This is a genomic window from Rhodococcus sp. BP-349 (assembly GCF_019835845.1).
GTDB lineage: Bacteria > Actinomycetota > Actinomycetes > Mycobacteriales > Mycobacteriaceae > Rhodococcoides.
Window position 1 is genome coordinate 561,488 of sequence record NZ_JABUDR010000003.1, and the last position, 18,347, is coordinate 579,834.

Consider the following 18,347-nt stretch of genomic DNA (forward strand, 5'->3'; position numbering starts at 1 on the left):
GCGGCCGGTGAGCGGTGAGGTCAGGTAGTGGACAATGGTGCCGTGACCGACGTGGAGAATCCGGACCGACCCCTGGCCCGACGCACCCGACGGCTGTTCGCTGTCGCGGCGGTCGTGCTCGCCCTGGACCTGCTCACGAAGATCGTCGCGGTCGCCGTCATCGAGCCCGGTCGACCGATCGAGATCATCGGTGACACCGTGACCCTGCGCATGGTGCGCAACGCCGGCGCGGCGTTCTCGATGGCCACGGGCATGACCTGGCTGCTGACGCTGGTGGCCGTCGCCGTCGTGGTGGGCGTGATCCGCATCGGACGCACCCTCCGCTCCGGCTGGTGGGCCGTGGGCCTCGGCCTGGTGCTGGGCGGCGCGCTGGGCAATCTGATCGACCGGTTCTTCCGTTCCCCGGGCCCACTGCAGGGCCACGTCGTGGATTTCGTGTCCATCGGCTGGTGGCCGGTGTTCAACGTCGCCGATTCCGCCATCGTCTGCGGTGCCGTTCTGCTGGTGATCATCACGCTGTTCGGGATCGAGCCGGACGGGACTCGCCGCACGGACGACAAGAACGACGACCACGAGGTCACCGAGAATGCCGCGGCGACCGAATCGGAGAAGAAGGCGTGAGGGAGACACGGTCGATGCCCGTTCCGGACGGGCTCGACGGCATGCGTGTGGACGCGGGACTGGCTCGGCTGCTGGGGTTGTCGCGGACCGTCGTCGCGACCCTCGCCGAGGAGGGTGCCGTCCAGGTCGACGGTTCCATTGTGGCGAAGTCCGACCGCCTCGGCGGCGGCACGTGGCTCGAGGTGGAGCTGCCCGAGCCCGCGCGTCCGTTGACCATCGAGGCGCAGCCGGTGCCGGGCATGGAGATCCTGTACTCGGACGACCACATCGTCGTCGTGGACAAGCCGGTCGGAGTGGCGGCACACGCGAGTGTGGGCTGGACGGGACCGACGGTGATCGGTGGTCTCGCGGCCGCGGGATTCCGCATCTCGACATCGGGTGTCCACGAGCGTCAGGGCATCGTGCACCGTCTCGACGTGGGCACGTCCGGTGTGATGGTGGTGGCGACCTCGGAGCATGCCTACACCGTGCTCAAGCGCGCCTTCAAGGAGCGCACCATCGACAAGCGCTATCACGCTCTGGTGCAGGGACATCCGGACCCGAGCAGCGGAACCGTCGATGCGCCCATCGGACGACACCGCAGCAACGACTGGAAGTTCGCCGTCACGGCCGACGGCAAGCCCAGCATCACCCACTACGACACGGTCGAGGCGTTCCAGGCCGCGAGCCTGCTGGACGTGCATCTCGAGACCGGGCGCACTCACCAGATCCGGGTGCACTTCTCGGCGTTGCGGCATCCGTGCTGCGGCGATCTGACCTACGGCGCCGATCCGCGCCTTGCCGAACGACTCGGCCTCGAACGCCAGTGGCTGCACGCCCGCGCGCTCGGGTTCACTCATCCCGGTGACGGCCGCTACGTGGAGTTCTCGAGCCCGTACCCGGCGGATCTGCAGCACGCACTGGACGTGTTGAGAGCGGGCTGAGACGCGTGCGCGCCGTGTCCGCGGCGTCGGTCGTCGCGCTGATCGTCGCGGTGCTCGTGCTCGGTGTCCTCGACCCGGTCCGTGTTTCGTCGGTTCGCACCGACGCCCTCGGTCCGGACAACGAGGAGACCGCCGCGCAGTACGTGGCTCGGGTGGACCCGCCCTCCGGCGACGGAGATCGGTGGGCGCTGGTGTCCTTCACACGGTCGGTGCGTGCCGACGAGATCGCGCCCACCGTCGACGGAATCAGGGTCTCGGTCGTCCACGTGCACGTGCCGATCGACCGCGTGCAGACCCCGCTCGTGGTGGTCCCGGTGCCGGACACCGACTCCGTGCTCGCGTCGTCCGTCCGCCTCGCCGCCGGCATGGTTCCGCCCGGACGCGACGAGCGCGGGAACGCGATCGCGACCGTGGTGAGCTCCCGCCTGCAGGCCGACTGTGTGTGCGTCGCAAGTGTTCTGGTACGTGCAAGTGTCCCGGAGCTCGCCGCGCTCACCGGCCGGGACGGCATCCGCGCAGTCGAGGCGTTGCCGGGGGACGCGGTCTACGGCCGGTTCGCGGTGGCACCGTTGTATCCCGAACGCGACGGCGACGCGGTGCAGCCCGACGACGGCCCGGTTCCCGCCTCCTGACCTCAGGACCCGAGACGGCCGAATCCGAGCACGGCGGAGTCGCCCGCCCAGTCCAGATCATGGATGCGGATCCCGCCCATCTCGTTGCCGCCGACGGTCGTGACCGTGTCGCCGTCCACCGCGACCACGATGTTGGTGTGCTGGCCGAGGAGCAGATCTCCGACGGGCCCACCCGACTCGTACAGGACGACGTCGCCGACCGCGGGGGAGTGGTCGCCGACCGGCGCGAAACGGCCCCGCTCCTGGTAGTACTCCGTCAACGTGTAGACACCGGGAATGCGCCACCCACCCGAGTGTGGATTGGTGAACGGCTGACCGGCTTCCCGCATCACGTGGCTGACGAAGTCGGCGCACCAGGCCTCGTCGACACCCTCGGAGTAGAACGTGGCAGGGCGGGGATCGCGATACTCGCGCTCCACCACCTCGAGCACGCGCTGCTGCGTGGGAGACAGGGACGCGTCGACCGCCGGGAAATCGGCGCTGTCCCACGGGTACCACCGCTCGGGCGCGGTCCACAGCACCGTCGCGAGTGCGACCACCGCGACGGCGACGATGCCGGCGACGGTACGGCGTGTGCGGGTGGTGGTGGGCATGCTCCGACGCTACCGAGCCAGGCCCTCGTGGTCCGGTCAGCGGCGCGGATCTTCACGGAACCCTCACATGATGGACTGGGGTCATGAGACGTGTGGGCCGCCGACATCTGATCCGTGCCGTCGGCGGGTCCGCCGCGGCGGTGCTCGTCGTCGTGCTCGGATCGGCGGCGTGGATCGCCGCCTCGTCCCACGGTCGGCTGTACACGGCGGACACCGCGCCGAGCGCTCCCGTCGCCATCGTGTTGGGCGCTAGGGTCCAGGACGGCGAACCGTCGTCGTTCCTCGCCGGTCGTCTCGACGCGGCACTCGACCTGGTGCGGCGCGGTACCGTGCGCGCACTTCTGTTGTCGGGCAACGCCGCCGGCACGTCGGGTGACGAGCTGGAGGTGATGACGCGCTACCTGGTGCGCCGCGGCGTCGACCCCGACCGCATCGTGGCCGACCCGTACGGACTGACGACCCACGACACCTGTCGACTTGCCGTGGCGACGTACGGAGTGTCGACGGCCCTCATCGTCAGTCAGGACACCCATGCCGCACGTGCGGTCGCTCTGTGCCGAGCGGCGGGGATCGACGCCGCCGGCGTCGTCGCGCTCTGCGACTGTTCCCGGCGCTCGCTGCTGCGGCAGTTCGTACGCGAGATGCTCGCGCGTCCCAAGGCCGTGCTGGACGTGCTCCGCGGCTCCGCGCCCGCGGTGCAGTCGCCACCGACCGACGCGGTGCGCCGCGCCGTCGAGATCGGCTGACGCGGAACCACGGACTGCGCGGCATTGTTCCCGCTCCCGCTTCCACCGACATCGCCGGAGGTGTGGGCGTGAAACCGACCCGGGCGGCCGAGGCGTTCGGCGACCTGGACACCGATGTGCGGCAACAGCTCCGGCGCATCGAGCTCAGTCCGTTCGTCTCGCGGACGACGTCGTTGCGCGGCTTCGTGTTCGACGTGGCGAGCGGTGAGCTGCGTGAGGTTCAGCCGGCCTGATCGAGCGTGTCGGTCAGCCTGCGCTGCCGCGGCGGGCCTTCTCCAGCGCGGCCAGTGTCGACATGACGGTGGCGCGCTGGCGCTGCAGGTCGCTGAGCCGGGCACGCGCGGGCAGACCCGACGACGCCTCGGCGTCGGCGATGCCGGCCTCGATGGCGGTGAGCTGCTCGAGCAGACCGGTCACGCGGTCGGCGAGCACGGCGACGTCCACCGTGCTGACGGCACCCGACGGAGCTGAGGACGCCGAGCGGGACGGGGTGGTGCGGACGGCGGCGGACGCACCGGCGCGGGCCGAGGCCTTCCGGACGTCGGCGGCCGCGGGACGCTTCGGCAGGCGGACCCGGTCGAGAGCGGCACGCGCACTGCGAGCCGCGGTGCGGTGCTCGAGTTCCTCGTCGTCGTCGGACGTCACCGCGCCGCCCAGGGGACGCAGGCCGTACATGCCGATGAAGCGACGCGCCGCGTCGATCGTGTTCTCGTGTTCACGGCACTCACCGCACCGGGGCTCGTCCCGGTAGATCTCGATGTCGGTCCGGCTGCCGCACCACACGCAGCCGCCGGGACTCCACCGCCGGGTGACGGGGGTGTCGTCCGCAGCGGTGTCGTGGGGTGAGGTGGTGGTCATCGTGGAGGAGGCGCCGGAGCCGAGATTTCGATCGTCGATCACGTCGAACCAGCGTAGTGCACGACACGAGGCCCGAGGAGCGGGAGCGGCTGTCGCCTCGTGCTTTTCGCGTCGTCGGTGACCAACGTCATGACACACCCGGCTCCGCTCGGTCGTGTCATCGGCGTGTCGCGTCAGCAGACTCGTCGGTCTTCCCCCGGGGCTCCCGACCGTCCATACTCGGCAGTCGTGAGCACACTCGAAGTCACGACCGTCGCCGACGGCGTCCACGTCGCGTTCGGGCCGGACGTCAACTGGACACTGTTGGTCGACGGCGAGGACGTGACGCTGGTCGACTCGGGATATCCGCGGTACGTCGGTGCGGTCGTCGAATCGCTCCGTCGTGTCGGTCGGCGTCCGGAGGACGTGCGGGCGATCCTGCTGACGCACGCGCACATCGACCACATCGGCGGCGCCGGCCACTTCGCCTCGACGTACGGCACGCCGGTGCTCACCTCGGACACCGAGGCGCGGCACGCTCGGCGCGAGTTTCTCGAACAGGCATCGCCGCTCGACGTGGCACGTAATGTCTGGCGACGCGGCGCACTCGCGTGGACGGTGCGTATCGCCCGCGCGGGGGGAACCGAATCGGGCGCCGTCGCCGATGCCGAGGGTTTCGACTCCGTCGTCGGATCCGTGCCGGGCGGGCCGCTGGACCTCCCCTGCGGGCCGGTGCCGCTCGACACCTCGGGACACACGTCCGGTCACACGGGGTATCACGTGCCGGGAGCGGGGGCCGTTCTCAGCGGTGACGCTCTGATCACGGGACACGCTCTGAGCGTTCGGACCGGACCGCAGATGCTGCCGCCCCTGTTCGCGCACGACCGGCCGCGGGAGTTCGACGCGCTCGACGCCTTCGTCGGCCTGGACGCCGATGTTCTGATTCCCGGACACGGGGGAGTGCATCGCGGATCCGTCGACGACGCGGTGCGGCGAGTACGGTCCGCCCGCGCCTGAACCGGTCGCCGTCAGCGCGGGCGGCGAATACGGATGGGGCCCTTGGCCGTCGACGGGTCGACCACGTTCCCGCCCTGCGTGATCTCCGCCTCGCCCGAGGCGACGAGACGGCGGGCAGCGCGGCGGACGGGTTCCATCAGGGGCCGCCAGTCGTCCGGCGCCACGGTGCGAGCCACGTCGGAGGGACAGATCGACGAATCGCGAGCGCGACTGTCGAGCAGCCGCCGGATCGCGTCCTCGAGACCGTCGTCGGCTCCCGCGGAGCCGGTGCGTCGACAGGCGTCGCTGCAGTACTTCACCGAGTCCCAGTCGCGTTCCCACTTCTTGCGCCACTCGATCCGTCGACCGCAGACGACGCAGGTCTTGTCCGCCCGAGCCTCGGCCTCGCCGCTCGGTGCCTTCTTCCTGTGTGCCACCTCGTCGATTGTGCACCGGTCGGGGATAGCGTGAGCGCGTGCGCAGTCTCACGTCCTCTCTCGGCTCCCGGCGCGATGGAGCTCCCCGGTCGTCCTCCAGCGTCGGCATGGCCAGCGGTGTCGGTGCGTACGGACTGTGGGGACTGTTCCCGGCCTTCTTCGGCGTGCTGTCCTTCGCCGGACCGGTCGAGGTCCTCGCGCACCGCATCGTGTGGACGCTGGTGCTCATGCTCGTCGTCCTGGCGGTGCTGGGACGCCTGTCCACGCTGCGCGGTCTCCCGGCGCGCACGTGGGGTGTGGTGGCGTTGTCGTCGGCGTTCATCTCGATCAACTGGGGCGTGTACATCTACGCGGTCTCCCAGGACCGGGTGGTCGAGGCGGCCCTGGGATACTTCGTCAATCCGCTCGTCAGCGTCCTGCTCGGCGTCGTGGTGTTCCGGGAGCGGCTGGGGCGCGCGCAGATCGCGGCCCTCGCGCTGGCCTTCGTCGCGGTGGTCGTGCTCACCGTCGACTACGGACGGCCTCCCGTCATCGCCCTCACCCTGGCCTTCTCGTTCGCGCTCTACGGCGTCATGAAGAAGGTGGTCCGACTCGAACCCACCACGTCGCTGACCGCGGAGGGGCTCGTGGGAGCGCCGATCGCGATCGGTTACCTGGTGGTGCTGGGCGTCACCGGGGGAGCGAGCGCCCTCTCGCTCGGGGTGCCGCACGCCCTGCTGCTCGTCCTCGCCGGGCCCGTCACCGCACTGCCGCTGCTGCTGTTCGGGGTCGCCGCGCAGAAGCTGCCGTTGGTCACCCTCGGTCTGCTGCAGTACCTGACACCGGGCCTGCAGCTCGCGTGGGGAGTGCTGGTGCTGAACGAGGACATGCCCGCGTCGCGGTGGATCGGTTTCGCACTCATCTGGTGCGCGCTGGCGATCTTCACGGTCGACTCCGTGCGGCGTCTGCGGGCGCATCGCGTGGCGTCGGTGCCGGTCGAGGCGGCGTCCGCGGACACCCCGCGCTAGTCCTCATCCGTCACAGTCGTCACACGCCGCGTGTGCGGAGAATGTTGTCGGCCCGACGACCTAGAGTGGCTCCCGTGTCGGACTTCGTTCATCTCCACAATCACACCGAGTACTCCATGCTGGACGGGGCGGCGAAGATCGCGCCGATGTTCGCGGAGGCCCAGCGCCTGGGGATGAGCGCGGTCGGGATGACCGACCACGGCAACATGTACGGGGCCAGTGAGTTCTACAACGAGGCCAAGAAGGCCGGGGTCAAGCCCATCATCGGGATCGAGGCTTACGTCGCCCCGGAGTCCCGTTTCACCAAGAAGCGGGTGCTGTGGGGAGACCGCAGCCAGAAGTCGGACGACGTCTCGGGCAGCGGCGCGTACACGCACATGACGATGGTGGCGGAGAACGCGACGGGTCTGCGCAACCTGTTCAAGCTGTCGTCCCTCGCGTCCACCGAAGGACAGCTGGGCAAGTGGGCGCGCATGGACGAGGAGATCATCGCCAACCACGCCGAGGGCATCATCGCCACCACCGGCTGCCCGTCCGGCGAGATCCAGACGCGGCTTCGCCTGGGCCACGAGCGTGAGGCGCTCGAGGCGGCGGCCAAGTGGCAGGAGATCTGGGGCCCCGACAACTTCTTCCTCGAACTGATGGACCACGGTCTGTCCATCGAGCGGCGGGTGCGAGAAGGACTGCTGAGTATCGGGCAGCAGCTCGGCATCCCCCCGCTCGCGACCAACGACTGCCATTACGTCACCAAGGACGCGTCGGTCAATCACGAAGCGCTGCTGTGTATCCAGACCGGCAAGACGCTGAGCGACCCCACCCGGTTCAAGTTCGACGGCGACGGCTACTACCTCAAGTCCGCGGAGGAGATGCGCGCCCTCTGGGACGACGAGGTGCCGGGTGCGTGCGATTCCACGCTGCTCATCGCCGAGCGCGTCCAGTCCTACGACGAGGTGTGGGAGCACCGCGACCGGATGCCGGTGTTCCCGGTGCCGGAGGGCTACACGCAGGGCACCTGGCTCCGCAAGGAGGTCATGGACGGCCTGCACCGCCGGTTCCCCGACGGTCCGACGGAGGAGTATCTCTCCCGCGCGGACTACGAGATCAGCGTCATCCTCGAGATGGGTTTCCCGGCCTACTTCCTCGTCGTCGGTGACCTCATCAACCACGCCAAGGAGGTCGGCATCCGCGTCGGCCCCGGTCGAGGTTCGGCGGCCGGGTCGCTCGTCGCCTACGCGATGGGCATCACCAACATCGACCCGCTCCCGCACGGTCTGCTGTTCGAGCGGTTCCTCAATCCCGAGCGCGTCTCCATGCCCGACATCGACATCGACTTCGACGATCGCCGACGCGGCGAGATGGTGCGCTACGCCACCGAGAAGTGGGGCAGTGATCGTGTCGCGCAGGTGATCACGTTCGGCACCATCAAGACGAAGGCCGCCATCAAGGACTCGGCCCGCGTGCAGTTCGGGCAGCCGGGCTTCGCCATCGCCGACCAGATCACCAAGGCGCTGCCCCCGCCCGTGATGGCGAAGGACATCTCGGTCGCGGGCATCACCGATCCGACGCACGAGCGGTACAAGGAGGCCACCGAGGTCCGCTCGCTGATCGACTCGAACCCCGACGTCGCGAAGATCTACCAGACGGCCAAGGGTCTCGAGGGGCTGATCCGCAACGCCGGCGTCCACGCCTGCGCGGTCATCATGTCCTCGGAGCCGCTCACCGACGCCATCCCGGTGTGGAAGCGTCCGCAGGACGGCGCCATCATCACCGGCTGGGACTACCCGTCCTGCGAGGCCATCGGCCTGCTGAAGATGGACTTCCTGGGGCTGCGCAACCTCACGGTCATCGGTGACGCCATCGACAACATCAAGGCCAATCGTGGCATCGACATCGACCTCGACGCCCTGCCTCTCGATGATCCGGCGACGTTCGAATTGCTCTCACGCGGAGACACTCTCGGCGTGTTCCAGCTCGACGGCAGCGCGATGCGAGACCTGCTGCGCAAGATGCAGCCCACCGGATTCGAGGACATCGTCGCCGTCCTGGCGCTCTACCGGCCCGGTCCGATGGGCATGAACTCGCACAACGACTACGCCGATCGCAAGAACGGCCGTCAAGAAGTCAAGCCGATTCACGCCGAACTCGAGGAACCGCTGAAGGTCATCCTCGGCGAGACGTACGGCCTGGTGGTCTACCAGGAGCAGATCATGCAGCTGGCGCAGAAGGTCGCCGGATACTCGCTCGGCCAGGCCGACCTGCTGCGGCGCGCCATGGGAAAGAAGAAGCTGTCCGAGCTGGAGAAGGCGTACGCCGGATTCCGCCAGGGCATGCTGGACAACGATTTCTCCGAGGCCGCCATCAAGGCGCTCTGGGACACCGTGCTCCCGTTCGCCGGCTACGCGTTCAACAAGTCGCACTCGGCGGGGTACGGGCTGGTGTCCTACTGGACGGCGTATCTCAAGGCCAACTACCCGGCCGAGTACATGGCCGGACTGCTCACCAGTGTCGGCGACGACAAGGACAAGGCGGCGATCTATCTCGCCGACTGCAGGCGGCTCGGCATCACCGTGCTGCCGCCGGACGTCAACGAGTCCGAGCTCAACTTCGCCTCGGTGGGCGAGGACATCCGCTTCGGTATGGGCGCGGTGCGCAACGTGGGTGCCAACGTCGTGGCCTCCATCATCGCGGCGCGCAAGGAGAAGGGTAAGTTCACCGACTTCTCCGACTACCTGGCCAAGATCGACGCCACCGCCTGCAACAAGAAGGTCACCGAGTCTCTCGTCAAGGCCGGTGGGTTCGACTCGCTCGACCACCCGCGCAAAGGTCTGATGCTGATCCACGCCGACGCCATCGACTCGGTGCTCGGCACCAAGAAGGCGGAGGCCATCGGCCAGTTCGACCTGTTCGGCGGCGTCGACGCCGACGAGTCCATCACCTCCGTCTTCAACGTGAAGATCCCGGCCGAGGAGTGGGACAGCAAGCACCGCCTCGCGCTGGAGCGGGAGATGTTGGGGCTGTACGTGTCCGGGCATCCGCTGAACGGGGTCGAGCACGTGCTCGCCGCGCAGTCGGACACCGCCATTCCCACGATCCTCGAGGGCAGTCTGAAGGACGGCACGCAGGTCACGGTGGGCGGCATTCTGGCGTCGGTCAACCGACGGGTGAACAAGAACGGTCTGACCTGGGCGTCCGCCCAGCTCGAGGATCTCACCGGCGGTATCGAGGTGCTGTTCTTCCCGCAGGCGTACTCGGTGTTCGGGGCCGACGTCGCCGAGGACGCCGTGGTGCTGGTGAAGGCCAGGGTGTCGGCTCGGGACGATCGGATCTCGCTCATCGCGAACGACATCGCGGTTCCCGATCTGTCGTCCGTCGGTGTCGCCAAGCCCGTCGCCGTCAGCTTGCCGACGCGTCAGTGCACCGCGGACAAGGTCGGGGCGCTCAAGCGGGTGCTGGCCAGCCATCCCGGCACCACCGACGTGCACCTGCGCCTCATCAGTGGCGACCGGGTCACCATGCTCAAGGTGGACGAGAAGCTGCGCGTCACACCGTCGTCGGCGCTGATGGGCGATCTCAAGGCGCTGCTCGGACCCGGCTGCCTCACCGTCTGACGCTGCTTCACCGTCGGACGCCGGCCGACCGCTCGACGGCCGCCGAGAGGTAGGCATCGGGATCGACGCCGAACGGGTTGTCCCGCAAGCCCTCCGCGATGACGTCGCGGTAGCGGTCGGCCGGCACTCCGCGTTCTCGCACGTGGCTCGACGTCAGAGTCATCGCCGGGACGCCGTCGATGTCGTCCAGGCGCAGTGCCGCGTCGTACTTGCCGCGATGCGGCTCGGACGACACCTCGACGGGCAGCAGCGCCCACGCTCCCGGCCGTGTCGGTGCGGACGCGCGGACGTCGAGTGTCTGCTCCGTCTGCGCGTTCTCCACCGTCGCGATGTGGTCGAGGGCGGCCCAGTCCAGTAGGTAGGCGCGGGCGATGGAGTCGGAGTCGGAGTCGGATTCGGGGGAGAGCGCGAGCGAGAGGAACGCGGACGCTCCGGTCCACCGCGCCGAGACGCCGGCGAAGTACACCGCGTGCGGCACGGTGATCCAGCGATGCTCGCGCGGAGGCGAGAGTGTCCGAGGAGTGGCGTGTGCACCGAATCTGCTGTCTGACGCGGAGCCACCCAGGTAGGCGTCGAGGCGTGCGGGCAGGGTGTTCGAACCGTAGCCGACGTACCAGACGAGCTCGTGACTGTTCACAGGAACGGACGGTACCGTCGGATCGTCACGCCGAACTCGACCGAAAGGGACGACCCCCATGATCACCAACTTCATCAACGCCGTGCTCGAACTCGTCGGAGGCATCGCCGCCGGGAGCAGCGGTCTCTACCTGGCCCCCGGTGTCCTGCCGTTCGGTTCCTGATCCGCGGCCGGACCACGCGAACGCCGACGGGGCGCCCACATGGAATGGGCGCCCCGTCGGCGTCTGTCCGTGATCAGTGTCGGGTGCGGAACCGCTCGGTCGCGCCGAGGGCCCACCACAGCGTCACGCCGACAGCGGCGGAGGTGAGGACTGCCGTCTGCATGCTGACGGACAGTGCGAGAGCGGCGAAGAGGATGACGGCGACCATGATGCTCTCGAGCTTGTAGAGCGGCCAGTCGGTGCCGGCCACGTCCACGGTACGAACGCTGGTCGAGTGCCGCGGGCGTGTGAACTGCAGGTCGACCGTGGTCATGTTCGCCTCCCGAACCATTCGTGTTCCGTGTGCCATGCGTTGCTCCCCAGGCTACACGTACATGGAAGTTAGGGCGACCGAAACCTGCTGATCACCCTGCGGATGGTTGCCGGAGACCGCCGAGGTGTGTGTACTGGGATCATGCCGCTGCACGGAGAGTACGAGCCGAGTCCGTCCACCTGGGCCGCCAATCAGGCCGACCTGTACGAGAGCTCGGGAGGGACCGAGGGCACCGAGATGCGGGGGATGCCCGTCATCCTCCTCACGACCATCGGGAACAAGACGGGGAAGCTGCGTCGCACCCCGCTGATGCGCGTCGAACACGACGGTGCGTACGCGGCCGTCGCCTCGCTCGGCGGAGCGCCCAAGCACCCGGTCTGGTACTTCAACGTGATCGCGGATCCGCACGTGGAACTGCGCGACAAGACCGAGAAGTGGGACATGGTCGCGCGTGAGGTCCACGGCGAGGAGAAGGAGCAGTGGTGGGAGCGTGCGGTCGCCGCATACCCCGACTACGCGGACTATCAGAAGAAGACCGACCGCGAGATTCCGGTCTTCGTGCTCGAGCGGGCCTGAGCGCTGATTCGTCGCCCTCGTCCGCGGCCGTTCCGCAGGTGAGGGTGGGTCGGTGGTCGTCGCACCACCGTGGCAGCATGTTCGTGTGACCGAGACGACGAGCCGTACCGACGCCGCTGCGCCGACCGCAGACGACATCGATGCCGCGGTCGTACGGCTGCGGGACGTGGCTGCCCGGACTCCCCTCGAGTACTGCGACCGACTGTCCGAGCAGACCGGCGCACGGATCCACCTCAAACGCGAGGATCTCCAGCGCGTGCGCTCGTACAAGTTGCGCGGCGCGTACAACCTCATGCTGCAACTCGACGACGACGAGCGCGCGGTCGGCGTCGTGGCGGCGAGCGCCGGTAATCACGCGCAGGGCGTCGCGTTCGCGTGCCGGGCGCTCGGCATCCGCGGTCGGATCTACGTTCCGACGAACACCCCGAGGCAGAAGCGCGACCGTATCGCCTTCCACGGCGGCGACATGGTGCAGGTCATCAGCGTCGGCTCTACGTTCGATGCGGCCGCCGCGGCCGCTCTCGCGGATGTCCGCACCACCGGCGCCACCATCGTGCCCCCGTTCGACGACCCGAGGACCGTGGCCGGACAGGGCACCATCGCCGCCGAGATCCTGGATCAGCTCGGTGCGGTTCCGGACATCGTCGTGGTCGCGGTGGGCGGCGGTGGGTGCATGACAGGAGTGTCGGCATACCTCGCCGAGCGGTCCCCGAGCACGTCTGTCGTGGGTGCGGAGCCCACGGGCGCCGCGTCCATGGCAGCTGCCCTCATGGCCGGCGGCCCGGTCACACTCGACGAGATCGACCCGTTCGTCGACGGCGCTGCCGTGCGCAGGATCGGCGATCTGCCGTACCGGGTCGTGTCGTCGCTCGGCGCGACCGTCGAGTCACACGCCTCGGTCCCGGTCGGCGCCGGTCACGACGGACGCGGATCCGTGGTGGTCACGCAGGTGGACGAGGGTGCCATCTGCACGGCCATGCTGGATCTCTACCAGAGCGAGGGCATCATCGCGGAACCCGCCGGCGCACTGTCGGTCGCCGCGCTGTCGCAGATCGACATCCCGGCCGGATCCTCCGTCGTGTGCCTGATCTCGGGCGGCAACAACGACGTCTCGCGCTACGGAGAGATTCTCGAGCGTTCGCTCGTGCACAAGGGGCTCAAGCACTACTTCCTCGTCGACTTCCCGCAGGAGCCGGGCGCCCTGCGAACGTTCCTCGACGTCGTGCTCGGTCCGGACGACGACGTGACGTTGTTCGAGTACGTCAAGCGCAACAACCGTGAGACGGGTGCCGCGCTGGTCGGTATCGAGCTCGGCTCGGCCACCGGACTGTCGTCGCTCCTCGAGCGCATGGAGACGTCGCCGATGCACGTCGAGCACCTCGAGCCCGGGTCACCCGCGTACCGCTATCTCACCTGAGTCGTCAGGCGGGACCGGTGCTCCCAGTATCGGCACCGAGGAGCCGGTCGACCACCTCGCGGTGCAGGTCGGGCGGTGTGTGCGGAAGACCGAGCAGCGCGGCGAGGTAGATGCCGTCACCCACCAGACGGACGATCTCGGCCTGCACCGGATCGGTCACCTCGCGCTGCAGCGCGCGGTCCCACATGCCCATCACCTCGATGACGGCCTGCTGCACCTCGCCGGGCCGCCCGTCGATGCTGCGCAGTGCGGCGAGGGTGGAGCGGTAGAGCGCGATCTCCTCGTCGGACGAGGCGTCGGGTGGTTGCAGATAGAACTGCGCCAGTGAGGTGCCGGCGGCCTCCGCCTCGATGCGCTGGGCGTCGGAGCGTTCACCGAGGCGCCGCACCAGCGCGGCCACCATTGCGTCCTTGCTCGGAAAGTGGTACAGCAGACCGCCTTTCGAGACGCCGGCGCGCGAGGCCACGGCTTCGAGGGTGGCCTTGTCCGCTCCGTCGCCGAGGAGCAGCGACTCGAGGGCGTCCAGGATGCGGTCGCGTGTGCCGGCTGCCATGACATGCACTGTACCGGCCGGACGGTTGTTGCTACGCTGTGGGAGTCCGTCGACTGTACCGTCCAGACGGTAAATGAAAGAGGTGTGTCGTGTCCGTGTCCCCGGCGGCGTCCGTTCAGCCGAACCCCGATGGTCTCGAGCCGACCGGCGCGACGCGCCGCGACTGGCTCGGCCTGGTGGTGCTGGCGGGTGCCGTGATGCTCATCGCCGTCGACGGCACCGTGCTCGACATCGCGCTGCCGTTCCTCAGTGCCGATCTCCGCCCCAGCAGCACCGAGTTGCTGTGGATCATCGACGTCTACTCGTTCGTCCTCGCCGGTCTGCTGGTCACCATGGGTACGCTCGGCGACCGCATCGGGCGGCGCAGACTGCTCCTGATCGGAGCGGTCGGCTTCGGTCTGTCCTCGGTGCTCGCCGCCTTCGCTGTGGACCCCGCGATGTTGATCGCCGCCCGTGTGCTGCAGGGCATTTCGGGTGCGACGTTGATGCCCGCCACCCTGGGCCTGATCCGCGCGGGGTTCCAGGTACGGCGTCAACGCACCCTCGCGATCGGTGTCTGGGGCGCGATGGCCGGCGGCGGTGCGGCGGCGGGACCACTGGTCGGTGGTTGGCTTCTCGAGCACTTCTGGTGGGGTTCGGTCTTTCTGATCAACGTGCCGATCATGATCGCGCTGGTCGTCGTCGGTCCGTTCACCATTCCGGAGTCCAAGGACCCGGAGCCCGGCCGATTCGACGTACTCAGTGCTGCATTGTCCATTCTCGCGATCGTTCCCGTCGTCTACGCGATCAAGGAGACGGCGGCCCACGGGCCGCACCCCTCTATGATTCCGGTCGCGCTGATCGGCCTCGCCGCGGGCACAGTCTTCGTCCGCCGGCAGGGCCGACTCGCCGCCCCGATGATCGATCTGACGCTGTTCGCGCAGCGACGGTTCTCGACGGCCGTCGCGACGAACCTGCTGTCCGTCTTCGCGTTGGCGGGCGTGCTGTTCTTCGGGTCGCAATATCTGCAGTCGGTTCTCGGAACGTCTCCGTTGGAGGCCGGCCTGATCATGTTGCCGGGAACGGCGTCGAGCATCATCGCGTCTCTGGCCGCGGCGCATCTCGTGCGTCGGTGGGAGGCGGGCACCGTGCTCGCCGTCGGACTCACGATCTCGTCGGTGGGGGCACTGCTGCTGACACGTCTGGGTCAGACGGACGGGATCGCCGTGTTCATGGCGTCGTTCGTCCTGGTCGGCGTCGGCGCGGGCCTCGCGTTGACGCTGACGTCGGATCTGGTGATCGCCTCGGTTCCCGCACCACGGGCCGGCGCGGCGTCCGCCATCTCGGAGACGGCGTACGAACTCGGTATCGCCCTCGGCGTCGCATTGCTCGGCTCGGTGGTCATGGCCGTGTTCCGCGGCGGCATCGACACGTCGGCCCTCGATCCGGAGACCGCGTCGGGCGCCCGCGAGACCATCGGTGAGGCTGTCTCGCTCGCGCGGACGCTACCTGCCGACCTCGGTGACGCTCTGACCACCTCGGCCGGCGCCGCCTTCGTCGACGGCATGCACGTCGCAGCGGTGGCCACCGCGATCGTGCTGGCCGGCAACGCTCTTCTGGTCGCTCTGTCGCTTCGGGGCTCCGACACCGGCGACACCGGTGCCGACGCGGCGGGTCACTCCAGTACGACGAAGGAGTGACCCGGGACGGTCGTCGCCGACGCCGTCGCGTTCGGTGTCGGCTCGTCCCACCACAGCAGCGGTGCGCCGCCCACCGGCACGGTCACCGGTGACTCGGTCAGGTTGCACGCGATGCTCAGGCCACGGCCCGCGGTGGGGTGCGCCCGGTGGATCACGATCCATCGGGCGTCCTCGTCGTAGTCGACGTGCACGCCGGTCAACCACGGGTTCGTGATCTCGGTGCGTTCGGCGCGCAGCGCGAGAAGTGCTCGGTAGCAGTCGAGTACGCGGGCGTGATCGCCCTCGGTGACCTCGTCCCAGTTCAGCTTCGAGTTCTCGAACGTCGCAGGATCCTGCGGGTCCGGGATGTCCTCGCTGTCCCATCCGTGGGACGCGAACTCGGCCTTGCGCCCCTTCGCGGTCGCCTCACCCAGCTCGGGTTCGGGATGGGAGGTGAAGAACTGGAACGGGGTGGAGGCGTCGAACTCCTCACCCATGAAGAGCATCGGGGTGAAGGGGGACAACAGGATCAGCGCCGCCTTGACCGCCAGCTGCCCCGGCGTGAGTGAGAACCCGGGACGATCGCCGATGGCGCGGTTGCCCACCTGATCGTGCGTCGTGGTGTACGCGACGAGCGAGCTCGCGGGCAGCACCCGTCGGTCCAGGGGTCGACCGTGCACGCGGCCACGGAAGGTGGAGTACGTCCCGGCGTGGAAGAAGCCCTGCGTGATGGTGGTCGCGAGGCACTGCATCGAGCCGAAGTCACCGAAGTAGCCCTGGCGTTCGCCGGACACCGCTGCGTGCACGGCGTGGTGGACGTCGTCATCCCACTGAGCAGTGAGGCCGTATCCGCCGCCCGCACGGGGAGTGATGAGCGTCGGGTCGTTGAGGTCGCTCTCCGCGACGAGACTCAGGGGGCGTCCGACGTGCGCCGACAGGGCCTCGGTCTCCACGGCGAGCTGCTCGAGGATGTGGGTGGCGGTGGTGTCGGCCAGGGCGTGCACCGCGTCGAGGCGCAGCGCGTCCACGTGGAACTGCTCGAACCACCGCAACGCGTTGTCGATGATGTAACGCCGCACCGTGTCCGACTCCGCGCCGGCCACGTTGACCGTCTGTCCCCAGGAGTTCGCACCCTCCGACATGTACGGGCCGAACTTCTCGAGGTAGTTGCCCGACGGCCCCAGGTGGTTGTAGACCACGTCGAGCGTGACGGCCAGCCCCCGGGCGTGGCAGGCGTCGACGAACCGCTGGAAACCCTCCGGACCGCCGTAGCCCTCGTGGACGGTGTACCAGAGGACGCCGTCGTAGCCCCAGTTGTGTGTCCCGTTGAAACCGTTGACGGGCATGACCTCCACGAAGGTCACGCCCAGGTCGACGAGGTGATCGAGCCGGTCGATCGCGGCGTCGAAGGTCCCCTCCGCAGTGAAGGTGCCGATGTGCAGCTCGTACAGCACGCCGCCCGCCAGCGGGCGACCCGTCCACGCGTCGTCGGTCCACGCGAAGGCGTCCGCGGAGTACAGCGCCGACGCCTCGTGCACGCCGTCCGGCTGCCGCGGCGAGCGCGGATCCGGGATCACCGCATCGTCGTCGTCCAGGACGAAGCCGTACCGGGCACCGTCGGCGGCGGGCACCTCGGTGGTCCACCACCCGTCCTTCTCGGTCATCGGGTGCAGGTCACCGTCGAGGTGCAGTCGGACCCGCTCGGGTGTGGGTGCCCAGACCGCGAACGTCCGGGGTCCAGTGGTGCGGGAAGCGGCGCGAACCGGAGTGCTCATGGACGCATCCTTACCCAGTAGCCGGGCCACCGACACCGGACAGGCGGGGGAGTTGCACCACACCCTGGTCGGCAGGTTCTGCCGCTGTGGTCGCGGTGAGTGCATGCTGGTGGTGTGGACGACGACATGCACGCCCGGTCCGACGACATCTACGAGCTACCCATGTTCCCGCTCGGTTCGGTGGTACTCCCGGGAGACGACGTGCCGTTGCACGTGTTCGAGCCCCGGTACCGCGCGATGGTGCAGCACTGCCTGGACACCGAGTCGCACTTCGGGGTGGCGCTGATCGAGCGGGGCCACGAGGTCGGCGGCGGGGACGTCCGCGGCGCGGCCGCGGTGTCGACCCGAATCGATCGGGCCCTCCCCACACCCGACGGGCGTTTCGTGCTCGAATGCCGCGGCATCGATCGGATCCGAGTGCTGGAGTGGCTGCCGGACGATCCCTATCCGCGGGCGCGCGTCACCGCCTGGCCGGATCTCCCGCAGGCCGACGAGTCGCTGGACGAGGTGTACGACCTCGTCCAGGAGCGCACCGACCGGCTGTTCGAGATCCTGACCGGGATCGCACGCTCGCGGGATCTGCCCACACCCGAGGCGCCGCGTGTCGACGCGGACGGAACGCGCTCCGTCGCCGAGGTCTGGGAGTTCGCGTCGTCCCTGCCGCTCGGCTCGTCCGATCGCGCGAAGGTGCTCGCGGCGGAGACGGTCGGACGACGACTCCACGTCCTCGCGACCGCCCTCGACGACGTCATCGCGATCGCCGAGTTCTCCGCGCTGCCCGATCTCTGACCGTCCGACGACGCGGTCGGGGTCTCGATCCGACAGTCGTGGTCCGCGGTCGGTGCTCGCCCACTA

The 18,347-nt window shown here is 68.9% G+C and carries 19 protein-coding genes and 1 pseudogene; 12 read left to right on the top strand and 8 right to left on the bottom strand.

Going from position 1 to position 18,347, the window contains the following annotated elements; all coding sequences use genetic code 11:
* Positions 1 to 42 precede the first annotated feature (42 nt).
* Genes lspA through HQ325_RS19020 form a run of 3 tightly spaced genes read left to right on the top strand, consistent with a single transcriptional unit; the run spans position 43 to position 2,176 of the window.
* Entirely contained in the window at positions 43 to 621 is a 579-nt protein-coding gene (lspA, locus tag HQ325_RS19010) for a signal peptidase II (RefSeq protein WP_308014676.1), read from the top strand.
* Positions 618 to 1,544 carry an RluA family pseudouridine synthase gene (locus HQ325_RS19015; protein WP_204868070.1) on the top strand — a complete coding sequence of 309 codons (927 nt, stop codon included), beginning with the start codon at positions 618 to 620 and terminating at the stop codon, positions 1,542 to 1,544. The genes lspA and HQ325_RS19015 overlap by 4 nt, the downstream gene beginning before the upstream one ends.
* 5 nt (positions 1,545 to 1,549) lie before the next feature.
* Positions 1,550 to 2,176 carry a hypothetical protein gene (locus tag HQ325_RS19020; RefSeq protein ID WP_308014675.1) on the top strand — a complete coding sequence of 209 codons (627 nt, stop codon included), beginning with the start codon at positions 1,550 to 1,552 and terminating at the stop codon, positions 2,174 to 2,176.
* Between the two features lie 2 nt (positions 2,177 to 2,178).
* Here the strand turns inward: HQ325_RS19020 and HQ325_RS19025 are convergent, their stop codons facing one another.
* Complete coding sequence (locus HQ325_RS19025; RefSeq protein ID WP_222631769.1) at positions 2,179 to 2,769, bottom strand: CHAP domain-containing protein; 591 nt, start codon at positions 2,767 to 2,769, stop codon at positions 2,179 to 2,181.
* A gap of 92 nt (positions 2,770 to 2,861) precedes the next feature.
* Between HQ325_RS19025 and HQ325_RS19030 the strand changes: the two genes are divergently transcribed.
* Together HQ325_RS19030 and HQ325_RS19035 are read left to right on the top strand one after the other, a co-directional pair.
* Positions 2,862 to 3,515: a vancomycin high temperature exclusion protein gene (locus HQ325_RS19030; protein WP_374107258.1), complete on the top strand. Its 654-nt coding sequence runs from the start codon at positions 2,862 to 2,864 to the stop codon at positions 3,513 to 3,515.
* Positions 3,516 to 3,583: 68 nt separating this feature from the next.
* Complete coding sequence (locus HQ325_RS19035; RefSeq protein ID WP_374107242.1) at positions 3,584 to 3,748, top strand: hypothetical protein; 165 nt, start codon at positions 3,584 to 3,586, stop codon at positions 3,746 to 3,748.
* A gap of 13 nt (positions 3,749 to 3,761) precedes the next feature.
* Here the strand turns inward: HQ325_RS19035 and HQ325_RS19040 are convergent, their stop codons facing one another.
* Positions 3,762 to 4,415: a hypothetical protein gene (locus tag HQ325_RS19040; protein WP_231476323.1), complete on the bottom strand. Its 654-nt coding sequence runs from the start codon at positions 4,413 to 4,415 to the stop codon at positions 3,762 to 3,764.
* A 186-nt stretch (positions 4,416 to 4,601) separates the two neighbouring features.
* Here HQ325_RS19040 and HQ325_RS19045 point away from each other — a divergent pair, with 186 nt between their 5' ends.
* Positions 4,602 to 5,369 carry an MBL fold metallo-hydrolase gene (locus HQ325_RS19045; RefSeq protein WP_308014673.1) on the top strand — a complete coding sequence of 256 codons (768 nt, stop codon included), beginning with the start codon at positions 4,602 to 4,604 and terminating at the stop codon, positions 5,367 to 5,369.
* 11 nt (positions 5,370 to 5,380) lie between these two features.
* Here the strand turns inward: HQ325_RS19045 and HQ325_RS22665 are convergent, their stop codons facing one another.
* Together HQ325_RS22665 and HQ325_RS22905 are read right to left on the bottom strand one after the other, a co-directional pair.
* Positions 5,381 to 5,668: a DUF3253 domain-containing protein gene (locus tag HQ325_RS22665; RefSeq protein ID WP_308014769.1), complete on the bottom strand. Its 288-nt coding sequence runs from the start codon at positions 5,666 to 5,668 to the stop codon at positions 5,381 to 5,383.
* Positions 5,651 to 5,785 (bottom strand): annotated as a pseudogene (locus tag HQ325_RS22905) (DUF2256 domain-containing protein); the annotation flags it as partial. The gene HQ325_RS22665 and the pseudogene HQ325_RS22905, both read right to left, overlap by 18 nt.
* 107 nt (positions 5,786 to 5,892) lie before the next feature.
* Here HQ325_RS22905 and rarD point away from each other — a divergent pair.
* Together rarD and dnaE are read left to right on the top strand one after the other, a co-directional pair.
* Positions 5,893 to 6,792, top strand: a complete 900-nt coding sequence (gene rarD / locus HQ325_RS19055; RefSeq protein WP_222632586.1) for an EamA family transporter RarD — start codon at positions 5,893 to 5,895, stop codon at positions 6,790 to 6,792.
* 41 nt (positions 6,793 to 6,833) lie between these two features.
* Positions 6,834 to 10,400, top strand: coding sequence for a DNA polymerase III subunit alpha (gene dnaE / locus HQ325_RS19060; protein WP_222631774.1), 3,567 nt, complete (start codon positions 6,834 to 6,836; stop codon positions 10,398 to 10,400).
* A gap of 7 nt (positions 10,401 to 10,407) precedes the next feature.
* On the opposite strand, the gene HQ325_RS19065 is transcribed toward dnaE, so the two are convergent.
* Complete coding sequence (locus tag HQ325_RS19065; protein ID WP_222631776.1) at positions 10,408 to 11,037, bottom strand: hypothetical protein; 630 nt, start codon at positions 11,035 to 11,037, stop codon at positions 10,408 to 10,410.
* Positions 11,038 to 11,273: 236 nt separating this feature from the next.
* Complete coding sequence (locus tag HQ325_RS19070) at positions 11,274 to 11,513, bottom strand: hypothetical protein (RefSeq protein ID WP_222631778.1); 240 nt, start codon at positions 11,511 to 11,513, stop codon at positions 11,274 to 11,276.
* A 141-nt stretch (positions 11,514 to 11,654) separates the two neighbouring features.
* Here HQ325_RS19070 and HQ325_RS19075 point away from each other — a divergent pair, with 141 nt between their 5' ends.
* On the top strand, positions 11,655 to 12,089 hold the full coding sequence (locus HQ325_RS19075; protein WP_222631780.1) for a nitroreductase family deazaflavin-dependent oxidoreductase: 435 nt from the start codon (positions 11,655 to 11,657) through the stop codon (positions 12,087 to 12,089).
* A gap of 85 nt (positions 12,090 to 12,174) precedes the next feature.
* Positions 12,175 to 13,506 (top strand): threonine ammonia-lyase IlvA, encoded by a 1,332-nt coding sequence (gene ilvA, locus HQ325_RS19080; RefSeq protein ID WP_222631781.1) that lies wholly within the window; start codon positions 12,175 to 12,177, stop codon positions 13,504 to 13,506.
* 4 nt (positions 13,507 to 13,510) lie between these two features.
* Here the strand turns inward: ilvA and HQ325_RS19085 are convergent, their stop codons facing one another.
* Positions 13,511 to 14,059 (bottom strand): TetR/AcrR family transcriptional regulator, encoded by a 549-nt coding sequence (locus tag HQ325_RS19085; RefSeq protein WP_222631782.1) that lies wholly within the window; start codon positions 14,057 to 14,059, stop codon positions 13,511 to 13,513.
* A gap of 89 nt (positions 14,060 to 14,148) precedes the next feature.
* On the opposite strand from HQ325_RS19085, the gene HQ325_RS19090 reads away from it, so the two are divergent.
* Positions 14,149 to 15,738: an MFS transporter gene (locus HQ325_RS19090; protein WP_308014670.1), complete on the top strand. Its 1,590-nt coding sequence runs from the start codon at positions 14,149 to 14,151 to the stop codon at positions 15,736 to 15,738.
* On the opposite strand, the gene treZ is transcribed toward HQ325_RS19090, so the two are convergent.
* Positions 15,714 to 17,492 (bottom strand): malto-oligosyltrehalose trehalohydrolase, encoded by a 1,779-nt coding sequence (gene treZ / locus HQ325_RS19095; RefSeq protein ID WP_222631783.1) that lies wholly within the window; start codon positions 17,490 to 17,492, stop codon positions 15,714 to 15,716. The genes HQ325_RS19090 and treZ overlap by 25 nt on opposite strands.
* A 114-nt stretch (positions 17,493 to 17,606) precedes the next feature.
* Between treZ and HQ325_RS19100 the strand changes: the two genes are divergently transcribed.
* Positions 17,607 to 18,281: an LON peptidase substrate-binding domain-containing protein gene (locus HQ325_RS19100; protein WP_222631784.1), complete on the top strand. Its 675-nt coding sequence runs from the start codon at positions 17,607 to 17,609 to the stop codon at positions 18,279 to 18,281.
* The last annotated feature ends 66 nt before the right edge of the window (positions 18,282 to 18,347 follow it).